The sequence below is a fragment of the Pontibacillus sp. HMF3514 genome, assembly GCF_009858175.1.
Taxonomy (GTDB): Bacteria; Bacillota; Bacilli; order Bacillales; family BH030062; genus Pontibacillus.
On record NZ_CP047393.1, the window covers coordinates 2,703,359 to 2,722,629 of the forward strand.

General features: G+C 38.7%; 22 protein-coding genes. 8 read left to right on the forward strand and 14 right to left on the reverse strand.

The genetic code is table 11. The features are described from left to right. The first annotated feature begins 203 nt into the window (after positions 1-203). The 6 genes from GS400_RS14000 to mnhG are packed head-to-tail and all read left to right on the forward strand — an operon-like array spanning position 204 to position 5,503. A complete protein-coding gene (locus tag GS400_RS14000) occupies positions 204-2,540 on the forward strand; it encodes a Na+/H+ antiporter subunit A (RefSeq protein ID WP_160102772.1) in 2,337 nt (778 codons plus the stop codon). A 1-nt stretch (position 2,541) separates the two neighbouring features. After that, positions 2,542-2,880: a Na(+)/H(+) antiporter subunit C gene (locus GS400_RS14005; RefSeq protein WP_160102774.1), complete on the forward strand. Its 339-nt coding sequence runs from the start codon at positions 2,542-2,544 to the stop codon at positions 2,878-2,880. Then, positions 2,873-4,354, forward strand: a complete 1,482-nt coding sequence (locus GS400_RS14010; RefSeq protein WP_160102776.1) for a Na+/H+ antiporter subunit D — start codon at positions 2,873-2,875, stop codon at positions 4,352-4,354. Before GS400_RS14005 ends, GS400_RS14010 begins: the two co-directional genes overlap by 8 nt. 6 nt (positions 4,355-4,360) lie before the next feature. After that, the gene (locus GS400_RS14015; RefSeq protein ID WP_160102778.1) at positions 4,361-4,837 is read left to right on the forward strand and encodes a Na+/H+ antiporter subunit E; all 477 of its coding nucleotides are present in this window, start codon (positions 4,361-4,363) and stop codon (positions 4,835-4,837) included. A 17-nt stretch (positions 4,838-4,854) separates the two neighbouring features. Continuing rightward, a complete protein-coding gene (locus GS400_RS14020) occupies positions 4,855-5,148 on the forward strand; it encodes a Na(+)/H(+) antiporter subunit F1 (RefSeq protein ID WP_370519801.1) in 294 nt (97 codons plus the stop codon). Next, complete coding sequence (gene mnhG, locus GS400_RS14025; protein ID WP_160102782.1) at positions 5,129-5,503, forward strand: monovalent cation/H(+) antiporter subunit G; 375 nt, start codon at positions 5,129-5,131, stop codon at positions 5,501-5,503. The genes GS400_RS14020 and mnhG overlap by 20 nt, the downstream gene beginning before the upstream one ends. A gap of 73 nt (positions 5,504-5,576) precedes the next feature. On the opposite strand, the gene GS400_RS14030 is transcribed toward mnhG, so the two are convergent. Further along, a complete protein-coding gene (locus tag GS400_RS14030) occupies positions 5,577-6,047 on the reverse strand; it encodes a hypothetical protein (RefSeq protein ID WP_160102784.1) in 471 nt (156 codons plus the stop codon). Positions 6,048-6,258: 211 nt separating this feature from the next. Here GS400_RS14030 and sigK point away from each other — a divergent pair, with 211 nt between their 5' ends. Then, entirely contained in the window at positions 6,259-6,981 is a 723-nt protein-coding gene (sigK, locus tag GS400_RS14035; RefSeq protein ID WP_027446871.1) for an RNA polymerase sporulation sigma factor SigK, read from the forward strand. Positions 6,982-7,033: 52 nt separating this feature from the next. Here the strand turns inward: sigK and GS400_RS14040 are convergent, their stop codons facing one another. The 3 genes from GS400_RS14040 to GS400_RS14050 form a co-directional block, all read right to left on the reverse strand. Next, positions 7,034-7,273 carry a YrhC family protein gene (locus tag GS400_RS14040; protein ID WP_160102786.1) on the reverse strand — a complete coding sequence of 80 codons (240 nt, stop codon included), beginning with the start codon at positions 7,271-7,273 and terminating at the stop codon, positions 7,034-7,036. Between the two features lie 70 nt (positions 7,274-7,343). Then, a complete protein-coding gene (mtnN, locus tag GS400_RS14045; RefSeq protein ID WP_160102788.1) occupies positions 7,344-8,036 on the reverse strand; it encodes a 5'-methylthioadenosine/S-adenosylhomocysteine nucleosidase in 693 nt (230 codons plus the stop codon). Between the two features lie 15 nt (positions 8,037-8,051). Continuing rightward, a complete protein-coding gene (locus tag GS400_RS14050) occupies positions 8,052-8,774 on the reverse strand; it encodes a YrrS family protein (protein WP_160102790.1) in 723 nt (240 codons plus the stop codon). Between the two features lie 203 nt (positions 8,775-8,977). On the opposite strand from GS400_RS14050, the gene GS400_RS14055 reads away from it, so the two are divergent. Continuing rightward, positions 8,978-9,226: a KTSC domain-containing protein gene (locus tag GS400_RS14055; RefSeq protein WP_160102792.1), complete on the forward strand. Its 249-nt coding sequence runs from the start codon at positions 8,978-8,980 to the stop codon at positions 9,224-9,226. On the opposite strand, the gene GS400_RS14060 is transcribed toward GS400_RS14055, so the two are convergent. From GS400_RS14060 to alaS, 10 genes are all read right to left on the reverse strand, one after another. Next, on the reverse strand, positions 9,223-10,917 hold the full coding sequence (locus tag GS400_RS14060; RefSeq protein ID WP_160102794.1) for a peptidoglycan D,D-transpeptidase FtsI family protein: 1,695 nt from the start codon (positions 10,915-10,917) through the stop codon (positions 9,223-9,225). The two genes, GS400_RS14055 and GS400_RS14060, sit on opposite strands and share 4 nt — an antisense overlap. Positions 10,918-11,240: 323 nt before the next feature. Further along, positions 11,241-11,390 (reverse strand): hypothetical protein, encoded by a 150-nt coding sequence (locus GS400_RS14065; protein WP_160102796.1) that lies wholly within the window; start codon positions 11,388-11,390, stop codon positions 11,241-11,243. Between the two features lie 384 nt (positions 11,391-11,774). Further along, positions 11,775-12,251 carry a transcription elongation factor GreA gene (greA, locus tag GS400_RS14070; RefSeq protein WP_160102798.1) on the reverse strand — a complete coding sequence of 159 codons (477 nt, stop codon included), beginning with the start codon at positions 12,249-12,251 and terminating at the stop codon, positions 11,775-11,777. Between the two features lie 186 nt (positions 12,252-12,437). Further along, on the reverse strand, positions 12,438-13,070 hold the full coding sequence (gene udk, locus GS400_RS14075; RefSeq protein WP_160102800.1) for a uridine kinase: 633 nt from the start codon (positions 13,068-13,070) through the stop codon (positions 12,438-12,440). Positions 13,071-13,162: 92 nt separating this feature from the next. Continuing rightward, on the reverse strand, positions 13,163-13,801 hold the full coding sequence (locus tag GS400_RS14080) for an O-methyltransferase (protein ID WP_160102802.1): 639 nt from the start codon (positions 13,799-13,801) through the stop codon (positions 13,163-13,165). Between the two features lie 123 nt (positions 13,802-13,924). Then, positions 13,925-15,043, reverse strand: coding sequence for an endolytic transglycosylase MltG (gene mltG, locus GS400_RS14085; RefSeq protein ID WP_160102804.1), 1,119 nt, complete (start codon positions 15,041-15,043; stop codon positions 13,925-13,927). A 239-nt stretch (positions 15,044-15,282) separates the two neighbouring features. Further along, a complete protein-coding gene (locus GS400_RS14090) occupies positions 15,283-15,564 on the reverse strand; it encodes a DUF1292 domain-containing protein (protein ID WP_027446863.1) in 282 nt (93 codons plus the stop codon). 11 nt (positions 15,565-15,575) lie between these two features. Next, positions 15,576-15,995, reverse strand: coding sequence for a Holliday junction resolvase RuvX (gene ruvX / locus GS400_RS14095; protein ID WP_160102806.1), 420 nt, complete (start codon positions 15,993-15,995; stop codon positions 15,576-15,578). Position 15,996: 1 nt separating this feature from the next. Next, complete coding sequence (locus GS400_RS14100; protein ID WP_027446861.1) at positions 15,997-16,269, reverse strand: IreB family regulatory phosphoprotein; 273 nt, start codon at positions 16,267-16,269, stop codon at positions 15,997-15,999. Between the two features lie 92 nt (positions 16,270-16,361). Then, positions 16,362-19,007, reverse strand: a complete 2,646-nt coding sequence (gene alaS, locus GS400_RS14105) for an alanine--tRNA ligase (RefSeq protein WP_160102808.1) — start codon at positions 19,005-19,007, stop codon at positions 16,362-16,364. Positions 19,008-19,271 lie beyond the last annotated feature (264 nt).

Below are 19,271 nucleotides of genomic sequence, written 5' to 3' on the forward strand. Positions count from 1 at the left end.
TATTGATTGTCACCCCCCTATACCCTCAATACCTTACTTCCCACATCATCACATAACAATATTGTCCGAATATTAGTTATAAGATGAATTTAGTTGAATCCTACCTCTCATTTTGATTACAATGGAATGGATATATACGCATCATGATATCGTATGGTAAAAGTTGCCTGCTTTTATACATAACGAGGGAGGATTTATACTGAATGTTAACCGCAATATTTTTACCACTCATTCTAGCTTGTTTTATTCCTTTAATAAGTAAGTGGAAATATTCCATTCACACAGGATGGTTTGTCTTAATCATCCCTTTTAGTATATTTGTATACCTTATTCAGCAAGTCGGTACTCGTTTTTCTCCTTTTGAAAAAACATACCCTTGGATACCTTCCATGGATATTCATTTTGACTTGTATTTGGACGGTTTAAGTTTACTATTTGGATTATTAATTAGTGGAATTGGTACGCTCGTTGTACTTTACTCAATTTATTATTTACATAAGAGCGAGAAGTTAGGCCATTTCTACTTATACTTATTGATGTTTATGTCCGCGATGTTTGGTGTTGTCTTCTCTGATAATGTGTACGTACTATACACCTTCTGGGAGCTAACATCCCTTTCATCCTTCTTACTAATCGGCTATTGGAACCACCGAAAGGGTTCTCGATACGGTGCATTAAAATCCATGTTGATTACCGTATTTGGTGGCCTTAGTATGTTAGGTGGATTATTACTATTAACCATCGTCACGGATACAACAAGTATTCAAGAAATGATCTCACAAAAAGAGACGATTATGAACAGTCCCCAATTTGGTTGGATCTTAGCATTCTTATTCTTGGGCGCATTCACAAAATCCGCTCAGTTCCCATTCCATATCTGGCTACCCGACGCAATGGAAGCTCCAACACCTGTAAGTGCCTACTTACACTCGGCTACAATGGTTAAGGCGGGTATTTTCCTAATTGCACGATTTTCACCAATTCTTGCACAGAGTGATTGGTTCTTTATTATTGTAAGTGGATTTGGAATTCTTACGCTTTGTTGGGGATCTTTTATGGCTGTTCGTCAAACAGACCTCAAAGGAATCCTTGCATACTCAACCATTAGTCAACTGGGTATGATCATGGCTATGCTTGGTTTTGGAACGAAAATAGCGGTTTTTGCTGCTGTATTCCATATTTTAAACCACGCAACATTTAAAGGAAGCTTGTTCATGGTAGCAGGTATTGTTGACCATGAAACAGGTACTCGAGACATTCGCAAGTTAGGCGGGCTTATGACGTTTATGCCGATTACAGCAACCCTTGCATTCTTTGGTACGTTCTCAATGGCAGGCTTTCCACTACCATTTTTAAATGGTTTCTATAGTAAGGAATTGTTCTTTGATGCCGCTCTTCTACATCATTTCTCTGTAGAAGGTTTTGCACAACTATTAAAAGTGATTATTCCTTACCTTGCTGTCTTTGGAAGTATCTTTACGTTCGTTTACTCCATGTATCTGGTGTTCGGTACATTTAGAGGCGAGTACAAGGAGAGAGAACTAAAAACGAAGCCACATGAAGCGCCGATTGGTATGTTGATCTCTCCAATCATTTTAGTTGTGGGAGTTATTATTATTGGGTTGTTCCCTAACTTATTTAACGAATCGTTTTTAGCACATGCTGCGAAGTCAATTAAAGGTGTAGAGATTCATAAGCACATTAAATTCTGGCATGGCTTTAATAGTGTTCCTTTATATATGTCACTAGCTGTAGTCGTTCTAGGTTCGATCCTTGCCTACACTAGAAAACGCTGGTCTTCAGTGTACAATGTAATTCCTGGTACATTAAGCTTTAACCGTGTGTACGACTGGCTTGTAGACAAAACAACTGCCTACTCAGAAGTTATTACAAAAGGTTATATGTCAGGTTCATTAAAGCACTATGTTCGATACATTTTAATTGCGATTCTTGTCGTTACATTCGGAACACTCTGGTTGACCACAGATTTAACCATTTCTAACCCTGATCTTGCATCAATCGGAATTCCCGATATGCTTGTCGTTGGAATGATGGTTATTGCGTCTGTAGCTACCATTTTTACCAACAATCGGATTGCAGCTATCTTAATACTCGGTGTTGTAGGGTATGGACTATCAATCTTATTTGTTATCTACCGCGCACCAGACTTAGCTTTAACACAGTTAATTATTGAAACCGTAACAGTTGCCTTATTCTTACTCGTCTTTATGCACCTTCCAAAGCTCGAGAAGCGAAATGAATCTAAAGGCACGATTTTCTTTAACGCAACAGTCTCCATTCTTTTTGGAGCTATGATGACATTTGTAGCGATTTTCTCCTATTCCAGTAAGTGGTTCGAACCGATATCAGATTATTTCCTTGAGACATCTGTTTCTTTAGGCGGAGGACATAATGTCGTGAACGTTATTCTTGTGGATATGCGTGGACTGGATACTTTATTTGAGATCACCGTATTAGGTATCGCTGCACTAGGTATTTATGGAATGATCAAACTTCGCCGTAATAAGGGGGAGAAATAGATTGGAAATCGTCACGTCAATTCTATCAGGAATTCTTTTTGCAACAGGAATCTATAACTTACTCCAGAGGCAATTGTTACGAATCATCATCGGAACAGCTCTTATGTCTCATGGAGCTCACCTATTCATTTTAACGATGGGAAAACTAAAAAGAGGGAAACCTCCAATTATTGTTGAAGGTGTCGAAAATTATGTTGATCCCCTCCCACAAGCGCTAATCTTAACATCTATTGTCATCAGCTTTGGTGTAACTAGCTTTCTTTTAGTGTTAGCATACAGAGCTGCTCGTTTAAATGGCACAGATAATATGGAAGAATTAAGGGGTAACGAAAATGAGTAACTTAGCTGTATTACCAATTTTAATACCATTGTTATCGGGCATAATTGCGGCTCTAATGAACCGTAAACAAAGAGCCGTACGCGTGTTTTCAACCATTATGATGCTTGTGAACTTAGGTGTGACAGCATACATCGGATGGTATGTTTATCAAAATGGCCCAGTCATTCTTGAAACAGGAGGATGGAAAGCTCCTTATGGAATCATTCTCGTAGGGGATATGCTTGCCATTCTACTCGTTATTACAACAAACATTATTGGGCTTGCCTGTGTAATCTTTGCACCAAAATCATTGAGTGAGAAACAAGAATCCTTTTACTTTTATACGTTCTTCTTCATGCTCATTTCAGGCGTGTCTGGAGCCTTTTTAACAGGTGACTTATTCAACCTCTTCGTATTCTTCGAAGTGCTGTTAATGGCTTCTTATGGATTGATTACGTTAGGTGGAGAAAAAGTACAATTTAAAGAATCCATTAAATATGTCTTAATTAACCTATTCTCTTCTATCCTTTTTGTAACTGTTGTTTCCTTTCTTTATTCAGTAGTTGGAACAGTTAACATGGCTCAAATTGCTGAGCGTGTCCAAGATGTTGAACAAAAAGGGATTTTAACAACTATCGGAATTCTTTTATTCTTTGTATTTGCTACGAAGGCAGCGGTATTTCCGCTTTATTACTGGTTGCCAAAATCGTATGTGGTTCCAAACCCAGTTGTTTCTGCATTGTTTGGCGCCCTATTAACGAAAGTAGGTATTTATTCTATTCTTAGAATGTTTACAATCATCTTCGTTCATGAAGTGGATCTAACTCACCAACTGTTCCTATGGCTAGCTGCTCTTACGATGGTCTTTGGTGTTGTAGGTGCTTTATCTACAAATAACATCAAATTAATTGTGACTTATAATATTATCCCAGCAGTTGGATTCATGCTTATGGGAATTGGAATATTTACAGAGGTTTCAATTGCAGGAACTGTTTATTACCTTCTTCACGATATGGTCGTAAAGGGTGCTCTATTCTTACTTGTTGGTGCAATTGCATATTTAGCAGGAACAAGTGACTTAAGAAAGATGCACGGTTTAATTCACCACTACCCTGTTATTGGCTGGCTATTCTTTATCGCGTGTATTACATTAGCAGGAATACCACCATTCAGCGGTTTTATTGGAAAGATTTTATTATTAAAAGGTGGCTTGGCACAGGACCAAATTTTCATTGTCATCATTGGTCTTATAACGAGTCTCCTTATTCTATTCTCTATGATTCGCATATTCATCCAAGGATTCTGGGGAGAGAAAGATGAATCGTTCCAGCCAGATAAACCTAAAGCACGAGCATTTGCTTGGCCAATAGGTTTTCTAGTGTTTTTCTCCGTGTTCCTTGGCGTAGGAGCTGAATTCGTTTATCCGATTGTAGACGAGATTTCAAACACCTTACTAGACCCGTCCATCTATATTGAATCCGTTCTAAAGGAGTAAACCATTATGCCTTTTCAAATTGTATTGAATATTACAATTGCATTCATGTGGATGTTCTTAAATGAAACTTATTCATTTAGTACATTCTTTGTTGGCTATGTTATTGGGATCATATTGCTGTTTTTATTACAGCGATTTATCCCAGATGAATTTTACATGAAACGAATTGGAAATATCATCTATTTAATTTTACTTTTCATTAAGGAATTGCTTCTATCCAATATTTCAATCGTAAAATGGGTATATAAACCAAAGTTAGACATGGAACCTGGAATATTTGCAGTTCCGATCGATTTAAAAAGTAACTGGGAAATTACGTTACTCGCAAACTTGATCACCCTAACTCCTGGTACTCTATCCATCGCCATTTCTAACGATTATTCTTATATTTATGTTCATGCAATGGATATTGGGGATGTTGAAGAAGAAATTAACTCCATTAAAGAATCCTTTGAACGAGCTATCAAGGAGGTTACGAGATAATGCTTGATACACTTCATATGGCACAAAACATATTACAATATGTAACAACAGCTTGTATCGTTGCGATCTCGATCTCGATTATTCTCCTTTTATATCGAGCGCTTGTTGGGCCTACTAATCCTGATCGTGCTGTAGCCTTAGATACGATCGGCATCAACTTAATGGCTTTAGCAGGACTGTTAGCCATTGGCCTTGTTACAACGCAACTAAATGATGTTATATTACTGATTGGAATTCTGCTGTTTATTGGTACAGTAGCCATTGCAAAATTCTTAGAAAAGGGTGTTATCATTGACCGCGACATGGATTGAGATCGTTTGGGACATCATCATCATACTGTTGTTGATATCAGGTACGTTTTTCATCGTTTCAAGTTCGATAGGTATTATTCGATTTCCTGATGTTTATACACGCCTTCATGCTGCAACAAAAAGTGCAACATTAGGTGTAGCGGGTATCATGATTGGCGCCTTTTTGTTTATGTACATTGAACACGGAATCGTAAGTGGTAAACTGATTTTAGGTATTATCTTTGTACTAATCACCGCCCCTGTATCTGGACACATGATTTCCCGTGCAGCTTATAGAAGTGGTGTTCAATTGTGGGATCGAAGTATTAAAGATGACTATAATAAGGTAGCTAAACCAGAGCATGAACAATCATAATCAAAGCCTCTACTCGAATTGAGTAGAGGCTTTTTTCTTCTTTGATGCTGATGTTATTTCTGCTCTTATTCCATTAAAGCCCCCTTATGTTGAAGACTTGGATTCGAGATAATACGAGCTTTTCATCGGCTACCCAAGCGATTCCATCGCCTACCCGAGCGATTCCTTCGCTTACCCGAGCGATTCCGTCGCTTACCCAAGCGATTCCGTCGCCTACCCAAGCGATTCCGTCGCCTACCCGAGCGATTCCGTCACTTACCCGAGCGATTCCGTCACCTACCCGAGCGATTCCGTCACTTACCCGAGCGATTCCGTCGCCTACCCGAGCGATTCCGTCACTTACCCGAGCGATTCCGTCACCTACCCGAGCGATTCCGTCACTTACCCGAGCGATTCCTTCGCTTACCCGAGCGATTCCGTCGCTTACCCAAGCGATTCCGTCGCCTACCCAAGCGATTCCGTCGCCTACCCGAGCGATTCCGTCACTTACCCGAGCGATTCCGTCGCCTACCCGAGGGATTACTGTCACTTCCCAAGAGACCACAGCCCGCCGATCTGCATAGACATAACGGAACCATCCCGCACCTACTTATTCAAGATAACTGCCATATAACTGAATAAATGTTAAGTACATAACTTCCCTACAATGATTATATTGTTATAGTTTTCTGACTTGGACAGACACAATCCCCCTTTTTCGAGCATAAAGTGACTATATAGGCAAAAGCCTAAAGCTCTCGTGGAGGTGCATGTCATTGTCCAGTTTACTGTCAGCACTCGTGTATTTTGTTAAAGAAACGATCTTTTTTGTATCATATGTGAAGAACCATGCCTTCCCACAACCATTATCGCCTCAAGAAGAAGCAAAATGTCTTGAAAAGATGCGCGAAGGTGATGAGGAAGCGCGGAACCGGCTTATCGAGCACAATCTTCGTTTAGTTGCACACATAGTCAAAAAGTTTGAAAATACAGGCGAAGATAATGAAGACTTAATCTCTATCGGGACTATTGGTTTAATCAAGGGAATTGAAAGCTTTTCTCCAGGTAAGGGGACAAAACTTGCAACCTATGCTGCTAGATGTATAGAAAATGAAATCCTTATGCATTTAAGGGCTCTTAAAAAGACCAAGAAGGATGTTTCTTTACAAGATCCAATCGGTCAGGATAAGGAAGGTAATGAAATTAGTTTAATTGATATTCTAAAAGCAGATAATGCGGATGTTGTGGAATTAATCCAACTGAATATGGAAGTGGAAAAAATCCGAGAATACTTAGGAATACTCGACAAAAGAGAGAAAGAAGTCATTATTGGAAGATATGGATTAGGAATGAAGGAAGAAATGACACAAAGAGAAATTGCTAAGACCTTGAACATATCAAGAAGTTATGTATCACGTATTGAAAAACGAGCGTTGATGAAGATCTTTCATGAGTTTTATCGAAAAGAAAAAAGCACCAAGAAGAAAAAAGATAATTAAATACACAAATAAAGCAATCCCTTATGCATCATATTCAGGGATTGCTTTTTATTTACTGTTCATTTTGAGCTAATGTTTGTTTGAGTTTTTTCCACTTTAGTACAAAGTAAAATGAAGCTACAATACTTACAGTCGTTAGCATCATTAGAGTAATAGATCCCTCTGATGAAGGCTTTAAATAGACCGTAATCAAGGACCCCATATAAAAGTAGAAACTAACGATTAGTAAGGTGATGACAAAACGGCTATAGTCCTCTACTTTTGCTTGAAGCTGTTTTGATACATTATCCATCAATATCACCTCTCCCTATAAGCATATTAACATGGTTCTAAGGAGAGCGATTCTAGTAAATAATGGTAGATTATAAAGAACGAATCATTTTCTGTATAAGTGTCGCTGCATTTTTACCCGCTGTTTCTAGATATTGTTCAAAGGATACATTTGATTCCTGACCGGCAATATCAGATAGTGAGCGAATAATCACAAATGGAGTTCCATAGTGATGACAAACTTGTGCGATTGCTGCTGCTTCCATTTCTGCTGCTTTCATTGCTGGAAAATGACCGCGAACAAAATCAACTCGTGCTGCATCTTGCATAAAGGCATCTCCAGTTGCAATAAGACCTCTTACAGTTTGGATATCTGTAATTTCTTCAGCTGCTTTTTCAGCAACCTCTACAAGCTTCTCATCAGGGATATAGGAAGCTGGCATATTAGGAACCTGTCCATACTCATATTGGAAAGCTGTTACGTCCACATCATGGTGACGTACTTCTGAGGATATGACAAGATCTCCTACGTTAAGATCAACAGCGAAGCCACCAGCTGAACCAGTATTGATAACATGAGTAGGCTGATAACGTTCATGTAAAATACTCGTTGCTAAGGCTGCATTCACTTTTCCAATGCCCGATTTCAATAGTACGACATCATGTCCTTCTAGTTGACCTTTATAAAATGTACAGCTTGCTATGGTTTCTGAATGTTCTACTGCCATCCATGTCTTTAATAATTCTACTTCTTCATCCATTGCTCCGATTATTCCGATTAACATATATAACGCTCCTTACTATTCTTCATCATCTTGTTGTTCATTTTCATCATTGTCCTGATAGAGTTTCTTTTTATCATTTTCCTTCAAGACTTCAACCTTGGTTGGTTTCCACCCTTTATCTTCTACCCACTGAATGTAAACACGATAGGTTTCCGTTTGTGCTTTATTCGTTATGGTTCCAATTGCTTTTTGAGGGCTACCGCCATTTCCAATATGCCAAATAATAGAATTCCCCTCTTGCAAATCAGCTCCGAGGCGAACAGCTTTCTCCATCTCTGCCCAGTCTTGGGAGTCCATATCATAGGTTGCAACATGATTTCCTTCCTGTTTTGTGCCTACAGGATCCCAATCTTTTTGTATAATCTCAATTACATTTTCATCATCGGATTCTTGAGTCGTCGTTTCATCTGATTCAGCATCATCAGACTTGTCGGATGCTTCTTTATCAGTTTCATTGTTTGACTCTGAGGACTCTTCATCAGAATTCTCTGAAGCACGATCGTCATTCGATGTTGAATCTTGTTCGCCTTGATCTGCAGCTGAGTCATCCCCATTTTCAGAAACGGGAGGTTGTTCACCATCTGCTGGTTGTTGGGCATTATTATCACCAAAAGGCAAAATTATAATGGCAAGCAAAATAATCGCCAAAAGCCCTCCTGCAATACCTAATACGGTCATTAATTTAGTGTTTTTACGTCGTTTTTCATAACGGTCATATCTTGAATTGCGATCGTACATGATTCCTTCCTCCTTTGCTCTATTATACTATGGGCAAAAAAGAGAATAAAGAACAACTCCTACGACAATTAAGAAGGGTTTTTCATCCATTTAATCTAACTTTGTCGAAAAAGAACTAGTTTTGCTAATAGAAAGGATTTAGGAAGTTATTGTCAAAAATAGTCTATATCAAAAATACAAATGTCAAAAGGCGGTGGACTTTGGTGCAAACTACTCTATTTGACCAAAGAAAGTGGAATTTAAAAACGTTTGATAAAATTGGCTACGACCATGATGAGAAACGTTTATATATTTTTTACTTAAACGGATTTATCGTGGAGTTTTCATATATTGAAGAAGGAATCGTATTCCAATTCATTGTATCTCTGAAAAAAGAGAGTTTTGTAAAAGATACATTATATCGATATTTCCCTAACCGTGTTATCTATAAAGAGGCTTCTCTTTCAAGTTAAGATGAAGCCTTTTCATAGTTATATATTTCGTTCACCATATGCTTATAAACATCATATGTCGGTTGTGATGATAATGCATTTAAATTAACGACCACCATGGCATATCGAGGTGTTTCGTGCGGAAAATACCCTGCAAACCAACGATGCGGATCTACATCTTCACTAATTTCAGCAGTACCTGATTTTCCAGCCACTTCTAGCCCTTTTAACCTGCCTCCTGTGCCATTTGGATCTTCAACGACCTTCGAGAGAAGCTCTTGTAATCGAAGTGTGTTGTAAGAAGATAAAATGTTCTCATCATCCTTATGTTCTGCAAAAGTGGTCATTGTAGCGTCGTTTTGATACAGAATGCGTGTAACACCCCTAACTTCTTTCTTCACGCCTTTTTGAGCTATGGTAGCCATCATATTAGCTATTGATAATGGAGTAACTTGTACATTTAACTGCCCTATAGCTGTTTGTGAAATGGCTAATGGAACACGTTTATCTGTATCATTTCCCCAAATTGTCGAAGGGTTCTCATTTGGGAACTGTTCAAAATCGCTAAAATGAAATACATCACCATTCCACCCTACCTTTTCTGTGATTCCCAGTTTCTTCGCATAGTTTTCAATCACATCAGGATCTTCAGCCATCATATCATTTGCTAGTTCTGCAAAGGTACGATTACAACTTTGGGCAAAGCTATCTTCAAAAGAGAGCATACCGAGTTCTCTTTCAGGCTTTTTCCCCTCGTTAATGCTCTTATTACAATTGAAAAGGCGATGTGTATTTACATTCGGGTGTTCAATAGCCGCTGCTGCTATAACGGTTTTAAAAATCGACCCAGGGGCATAGGCCGTAAGCATATGATTCACACTTATTGGGTCTTTCGGGTCCATGTCTGGTTTACTAACCATCGCGAGAACATCTCTCGTTTTTGTATCAAGTAAAACAAGACCACCTTTTTTTATTCCGAACTTCTCTACAATCTCCTCTGCTTTTTTCTGTAGATGAACATCTAGGGTTGTTTTTAATTTCACTGGATAATATGGAGCCTGTTGTCCAACATAACGTACATTCAAGCCAAATATAGGCGATCCTACTGCATCTACATGATAGAGTAGCTTCTCCTCTTCAGTAGATTGTAAAAAAGGGTCAAAACTGTTCTCTAAGCCTAAGACACCTATTTGTTCTTTATAAGCTTCAGGATCTTCTCTCACGACGCCTAGAAAATGCTTTGCGAACGTTGGATCCCCTTCAATCGAACGTTCTACAGGAATGATCCCTGGCATACTTAAATCTTTTAATTCTTGATACTCTGTTTCGGTTAACGGCTTTTCTCTTTTATCTGTTAAATAAAATGGTTCTTCAGCGTCTTCAATCCACTTTTGTATTTTATATGTACTTTCATCAAGTATTGAGGCAAGTTCTGTAGCTGGGTAAGAGATTGATTTAATAAAAGGAAAAAAGACAATATCCTGAACCTTCTGGTGTGTAAGAGGGACATGATTACGATCTATAAATTGACCTCTCCCATTATTCAAAAGCATTTTTTGTGCTCGTTGCTCTACACTTTCCTCTAGCAAATTGACGTTTTCAGGTCCGAATTGTTCTGTTGTTAGCAACTGGATATGTGCTAGTCGATAAATAAGTAACCCAAATGAGAGAACTAGTATAATGCTGATAAACTTAGCTCGTCTTGTTTTCATATACCCTCACCTCATTCTCATTATCACCATGGAGTGAGGTGGTTAAACTTTCATTAGTCTTTAATTGTTTGAACGAACGATTTATTCCATAAAAGCCCCCCTTATGTTGAAGACTTGGAATCGAGATAAGTTGAGAGCAGTCCGTTGCTTTTATGAGAGGTAGGGGTTCAGTGAAACGGCAATACTCCTGCGGAAGACCAGCTGAGCCTCCTCGTTCACTACGTTCTCTGTGGGGTCTCATCTGCCCTTTCTACCGCGGGAGTTTGCCGTTTCCCTCACCCCTTTGCTTTTATGGAGATTAACGGACCCTAGTTACTTGAGATCTAAACGTTACGGACATCGGTTCCGTTATATTGAACTTTTAAGGCATTTCGAGAGTCGTTACGGACATATGGTACCTTATTTATTACAAATTGGGATTTTTCAATGTGATTTGATGCAAATAACGGAATAAATGTCCGTAAGAAAGTCATTTTAAGGTCAAATAACGGAACAATTGTCCGCAAGCATTTCCTCACATTATCGCTGCGGTTCCGTTCATCACCATTCGGCTAAGGTGGGATTGGGAACGGGTTGACTCCTCCGGAATAACGGGCGAGCGAGACCCCGCAAGAAGCGTAGCGGATGAGGAGGCTCGATCGTTCGTCCGGGGAAAGCAGCCCGTTCCCAAGCCCACCGTACTCCACAATAGCAACGGAACCGCCTCTCTCACTAAAACAGTTATTCCACATAACTGCCAGATTGTTGAACAACTAACCAACTATTTTTCCCCACAAAAAAATAGTCCAGTTAAGGAGTACAAATTACTTTATACTCCAAAACTGAACTACTTACTGACAGTGAATGAAATTTTAAGACTACTCTACTTTCATAATCTTAACGTCGATGTCTCCACCTGGAGTGGCTACAGTTACTTCTTCACCGACTTCGCGACCCATCAGGCTTTTCGCCATTGGGGATTCATTTGAAATTTTACCTTCAAATGGATCAGCCTCAGCGCTTCCTACGATTGTGTAAGTTTCTTCGTCCCCATCAGGAATCTCCTGGAACGTAACAGATTTACCAAGTTGAACTTCATTTTTATTACCAGTATCATTTTCAATAATTACAGCGTTACGTATCATATTTTCCACATGAGAGATACGGGATTCTACAAAGGCTTGTTCATCCTTCGCAGCATCATATTCAGAGTTCTCAGATAAATCTCCGAATCCACGTGCAATTTTGATGCGCTCTACAACTTCCTGGCGCTTTTCTGTTTTCAAATAATGCAGTTCTTCTTCTAACTTCTCTTTTCCTTCTTGAGTCATATAATAGCTTTTGTCTTCAGCCATACCAAAATTCACTCCTTAATCGCATCAAAAGAAATCTCCAATTCCTATATAAAAATGAGCGGCACATGGATGTGCGCTCAGGTGATAAACTTGTTCTATTCTATAAAGGAATTTGATGTTCTAGAACTACTACCACATATAATGGCAGATTTTCATGTTGTTTTCAACATTTTTTTCTAAATGTTACTAATTTGCACGCTCATCTAATATCGTTTTGATCTTCGTTGTCATAAGATCAATAGCTACATGGTTTTGTCCGCCTTCAGGAATAATAATGTCTGCATAACGCTTCGTTGGCTCTACGAATTGTAAATGCATCGGGCGAACGACGTTAATATATTGATCAATGACAGAGTCAATAGTTCTACCTCTCTCATTAATATCTCGCAATAGACGACGAATAATACGTACATCTGCATCTGTATCTACGAAAACCTTAATATCCATTAGGTCTCGTAAACGCTCGTCTTCAAGAACCATGATACCTTCTAGAATAATAACATCCTTTGATTCTGTAGGGATAACCTCATCAGATCTAGTATGAAGTTTATAATCATATACAGGTTTTTCAATGGATTCACGATTTAAAAGTCTTTGAATATGTTCCATTAATAAATCATTGTCAAAGGCTAAAGGATGATCATAATTTGTTTTTAGTCGTTCTTCAAATGGAAGGTGGCTTTGGTCTTTATAGTAATAATCTTGTTCCATCATTAAAATCGTTTTATCTGTAAATTGTTGAAAAATAGAGCGTGTTACAGTGGTTTTACCAGAACCAGTTCCTCCTGCGACACCAATGACTACTGGTTTCTCACTCATGGTACATGCTTCTCCTTTCGGGGGTTAAGACACCCTTTGCTGATTAATTCTATGAAGTATAGTCTTATGGGTGTGGATTACGTTTTACAATGTTATCGTTTTGTACTTATAGCCACTCCGTCACCAATAGGTACAATATTGGTTTTAAAATCAGGGTGTTGGATAAGCCACTCATTATAAGCTTCTATTTTACGAGCTATTTTAGCTTTGTTAGAACCATCATTGGGATTATCAGCAACATACCCTTTAAAAAGGACATTATCCGAGATAATTACGCCATCTTTAGCCAGTGAAGGGGTAAACAGTTCAAAAAATCGTTGATACTGTCCCTTTGCTGCATCGATGAAAAGTACATCATAAGGCCCCTGAGATAAAAGGTCGTCTGAAACTTCAAGAGCATCACCGAAAACGACTTTAATACGATTCTCTAGTTGAGCATCTTGAATATTTTGCACCGCTTCATGGTAGCGTTGTTCCTCTCGTTCAACCGTTACGATTTCACTATGAGGGTAGCACTGAGCCATACGTATAGCAGAATAACCGATAGCTGCGCCTATTTCCAAAATTCTTTTGGGCTGTTTCATACGGATCAGTTGTTCTAAAAACTCTATGCCTAACGGTTCCATGATTGGCACACGATGATCTTGAGCATATGTTTGCAACTGTTGAATGTGTTCATCTGGTTCATCCAACGTTTTCATTAAATACGTTTCTTGCTTAGGATCAATCATTCCTTGCCCTCCCGCAAGTTTTTTCGTGCATCATTTTAACACAACCTTTGTATTTTAACATAGTACAAAAGAAAATGCATTCACCTTTTAAGGCAAATGCATTGATGTGTTGGTTTTTATAGATTATGGTAAATATTTATTTTTTAATCTTAGGTGTTCATCATAATCTTCTGCATAGTAAACCTCACCACTTGGTGCAGCTACGAAATAGAAGTTTTCTGAGTTGACAGGATTCACAACAGCATCTAAAGAATTCTGAGCAAAGTTCGAAATCGGACCTACTGGAATACCTGGGTACTTATAGGTGTTATAAGGAGAATCTACTTCTAAATCCTTGTGCAAGACTCTATCCTTATGTTTACCTAATGCATATAGTACCGTAGGGTCCGTTTGAAGAGCCATGTCAATTTCTAAACGGTTATAAAAGACACCTGCGATTTTTTTACGATCCTCTACAGTCCGTGCTTCTTTCTCAAGTAAGGATGCAAATGTAACAGCTTCATGAACCGTTAAATCTTTTTCGTTAATACCATCTAGGTATGGGGTAACCACTTCTTCTGTTTTTTGCAGCATCTTTTCAATAACCTCTTCTACTGAAGGGTCTTCTTTATAAAATTGATAGGTAGCTGCAAATAAGTAACCTTCTAGTGGATTGCGAATCTCTGGCTCTAGAATGACATCAGATAAAATACTAGGATGTTTCTCTATTAATGATTCAACATATTGAACATCTTTAGTTTTTTCTACGAATTCCTCTTTATCAAAACTCATCTTATTAGAGTAGATATCAGCAATTTGTTGGATGGTCTTTCCTTCTGGAATCGTAACTGTAGCTACAGCTTCTTCAACAATCTTACCTGTTTTTAATGTTTCCGTAATTTCATCAAGAGTCATAGATGGTGAAAATTTATACTCACCAGCTTGGAAACCTGATTTATTTCGGAATTTAATATAAAATCGAAAAATTCGACTATCTTCAATAATACCTTTGTTCTCTAGGATCGAGCCTATCTTTGAAACGGAAGAACCGATCGGGATCTCAACCGTTTTCCTTGTCGTATCATTTGGGTCTACTGGTTCTAAACCTGATTTTACATATAAGTATCCTGATATACCAACCGCAGCGATGGCAATGACGATAACACTTAATACGATAGCTACAATTCTACGTACAGTTCTCGCCTCATCACTACTTTTTTTCTTATTTTCATTTGTATGATCATCATGGTTTGAGGTCGACATGACAATTCCCCCTTTCATCCGATATATTATACTACAATTCTCCATTATTTTTCTATTGAAACGTGAAAATTGATTCGAAAAACTGAAGACACTTAGATACCGTTAAAAAATAAGGCTAAATTCATCAGATAACATAGCCCTATACCACCTCAAATGTGATCACAAACTAATGGTTAACCATAAAACCTTTATATAGTTACTCACTAAAGAAAAGAGCCTGACTAAGCAGGCTCTTTTCTTTATTCTTCCTCATCTGTAAGCGTATTGAGGACTTCTTCAACCATTTCCCATTCTTCATCAGTCTCAATCTGATAAAGAGCTAGGTCGTCTTGCTCGTCATCTTTTTCCTCATAACGGAAAGCAAATACTTCAACTTCTTCAGATTCTTGTTGTTCTACAGGTACTACAGCGATGTAAGAATGACCTGTTTGATCAACATCGAACTTGAACAGTACTTCAAATAAATGTTCTTCACCGTTTTCATCTGGAATAATAATTCGCTCTTTTTCTTCTAATGCCATTTTCATTCACCTCATCTACTTTTTGCATCTAAATAACTTTGCAAAATCATAACAGCCGCCATTTTATCAATGACTTGTTTGCGTTTTTTTCTACTCATATCCGCATCCAAAAGAACACGTTCCGCGGCCATTGTTGTTAAACGTTCGTCCCATAGCTCAACTTCTAACTGAAATTGTTCGCCTACATGCTTCGCAAACGTTTGACTCGCTTCACCGCGTTCACCAATCGTACCATTCATATTCTTCGGAAGTCCAACAACAATTTGGCTGACTTCGTGTTCCTGGATATAAGGGGTTAGCTTCTGTACAGCATCATCGTAATTCCCTTCTTCCCAACGAAGTGTGGTAATTCCTTGTGCTGTCCAACCAAATGCATCACTGATTGCTACCCCTATCGTTTTTTCTCCAACATCTAATCCAATTATTTTCATGTTAGCCCTCTTGTTTTTGTTGTTCCTCTATATAGAATTTCACTAACTCCTCAATTAATTCGTCTCTTTCCATTTTACGAATTAAATTTCGTGCATCTTTGTGTCTTGGGATATAGGCAGGATCACCAGATAATAAGTAGCCGACAATCTGGTTAATCGGGTTATACCCTTTTTCTTGCAATGTTTCATGAACGGACAATAATACTTCCTTCACATTTTTCTCAAATGGTTCTTCAGAAAAATTGAACTTCATGGTCTTATCCATGGAACTCATTGAATCACCTCTTTATAGATGTACCCGCATATTCCATATCTTAAAAGCATGATATGGAGTATGCGGACAAGCTTTCTTCATTATATACCTTTTTAGCCTTGAGAAGAAACGGATTGCACATAAGTTTTTGCATATTCTAGTGCTTCGTCTACTTGTTCAGGATTTTTGCCGCCAGCTTGAGCCATGTCTGGACGGCCTCCACCGCCGCCACCACAACGAGTAGCAACTTCTTTAATTAAGTTTCCTGCATGGTAGCCTTGGTCCATTAAGTCTTTAGAAACTCCAGCAGCAAGCTGTACTTTACCATTGTTAACAGAAGCCAAGAGGATAATCCCTGAAGAAACTTTTTGTTTTAATTCATCAACCATATTTCGTAGTGCGTTCATATCAGATACATCTACTTTTTTAGCTAATAATGGTACCCCTTCGACTTCTTCAACCTGGTCAAGGATAGAAGATGCTTCTAAATTGGACAACTTCGTGGATAGAGATTCCTTTTCACGTTGTAGGTCTCTCATCTCTTGGAATAATCCTTCAATTCGCTCAGGTACACCTTCAGGCTTTGTTTTCAGCAGGCTGGCTGCTTCATTTAATAAAGCTTGCTTCCCACTCATATACTCGTATGCGCCTTTTGCTGTTACAGCTTCAATGCGTCGTGTTCCAGCTCCAATGCCTGATTCTGAAATAATCTTAAATAGACCAACTTCAGCTGTGTTGGTTACGTGACAACCTCCACATAGCTCAATTGAATAGTCACCCATTTTCACAACGCGTACTTCATCTCCATACTTTTCACCAAACAGAGCCATTGCACCCATGTTTTTCGCTTCCTCTAAGGAATGGTAGTCTATAGCGACAGGGATTGAATTCCAAACTTTTTCGTTAACGACTTGTTCAATTTGCTGCAGCTCTTCATTTGATACAGAACCAAAATGAGAGAAGTCAAACCGTAAGCGATCTGCAGTTACTAAAGAACCTGCCTGGTTAACATGATCGCCTAATACGTCCTTTAAAGCTTGATGTAATAGGTGCGTTGCCGTGTGGTTTTTCACAATGTGTGATCGTGAACCACGTTCAACTCGTGCTTTAACTTGCTCCCCTTTACGAATGGTTCCTTCTTGTACCATTGCATGGTGTAAGTTTTGACCATTCGGAGCGCTCTGAACATCAAGTACTTCTAGCGTTGCTTCCTCCGTTTGAATCCAACCTTTGTCTCCAACTTGTCCTCCACTTTCTGCATAGAAAGGTGTTTTCTCTAAGAACAAGTACACTTCGTCGCCTTCACTCGCTTCACTTGCAAAATCTTTGTTTTTTATAAGTTCAACGATGTTTGTGTATGTTTCAAGGTCTTCATAACCCACAAACTCACTATGAGCAGTTACTTCACCTAAGACGCCTGATTGAATCTGCATAGAATCCACTTTCTGACGAGCATTACGTGCGCGCTCACGTTGACGTTCCATTTCTTGTTGGAACCCTTCCTCATCTAATGTGAATCCTGCTTCATGAACATACTCTTCTGTAAGTTCTTTCGGAAATCCATAAGTGTCATACAAACGGAATACTTCAGTACCTGGGAATACGTTTTTTCCTTTCTCTGATTCTTCTTTAATGATTTTCGTTAAAATGTCTAACCCATCATTTAATGTTTCGTGGAAACGTTCTTCTTCTGTTTTAATAACATTTTGAATGAAATCTTGTTTCTTTTGAACTTCTGGATAGAAATCTTCCATAATATCCGCAACATCTGGCACGAGCTTATACATAAATGGCTCATGAATGCCAATCTGTTTCGCAAAACGGACAGCTCTTCTTAATAAACGACGTAGAACATATCCACGACCTTCGTTGGATGGTAGTGCTCCATCACCAATTGCGAAAGAAACAGTACGCATGTGATCAGCAATTACTTTAAATGCAACGTCTTTTTCTTCAGAAGCATTATATTCTGTATCAGCAAGCTGTTCTGTGCGCTTGATTATAGGCATAAATAGATCTGTTTCAAAGTTTGTTGGTGTATCTTGCATAACAGAAAGAATACGCTCTAAGCCCATTCCCGTATCGATGTTCTTCTTCGGTAATGGTGTATAAGTGTCATCTGGGTTGTGGTTGAATTGTGAAAATACTAGGTTCCAGATTTCTAAATAACGTTCATTCTCTCCACCAGGATAAAGCTCCGGGTCATTCAAATCGTTACCATAAGACTCACCACGATCATAGAAGATCTCAGTATTCGGGCCACTTGGTCCTTCACCAATGTCCCAGAAGTTCTCTTCTAAACGAATAATACGCTCTTCCGGAACGCCTACCTGATCACGCCAGATTTTCAGTGCTTCATCATCTTCTGGGTGTACCGTTACGCTTAAACGCTCTTCATCTAAGTCTAACCAGTCCGAGCTTGTTAAGAATTCCCAACCCCATTTAATGGATTCTTCTTTGAAGTAATCACCAATGGAGAAGTTTCCTAGCATTTCGAAAAACGTATGGTGACGTGCTGTCTTTCCAACGTTTTCAATGTCATTGGTACGGATCGATTTTTGAGCATTAACGATTCTTGGATTATCTGGAATCACACGACCGTCAAAATACTTTTTCAGTGTTGCTACACCACTGTTAATCCAAAGAAGTGTTGGGTCCTCATGAGGAACGAGTGAGGCACTAGGCTCTACACTGTGTCCTTTTTCTTTAAAGAAATCGAGAAACATTTGTCGTACTTGCGCTGAGTTAAGTGATTTCATGATTGATCCTCCTATATTTAGAAAATAGTAAGTAATTAAAATTGACCATTAAAAAAACTCCCGTCCTGCATTATCTGCAGGGACGAGAGTTGGAATCCGCGGTACCACCCTGATTATGAACCTTAAAATAAAAGTTCATCACTTCATGAAGAGAGTTCTCTTCGTTTCGCTATAACGGTGCGAACCCCGGCGATGTTTTAAAAACGCACTCCGGACTAGCGTTCTGTGACCCTTCACCTAGAATTCTTTCCAGCCTTCGAGAAT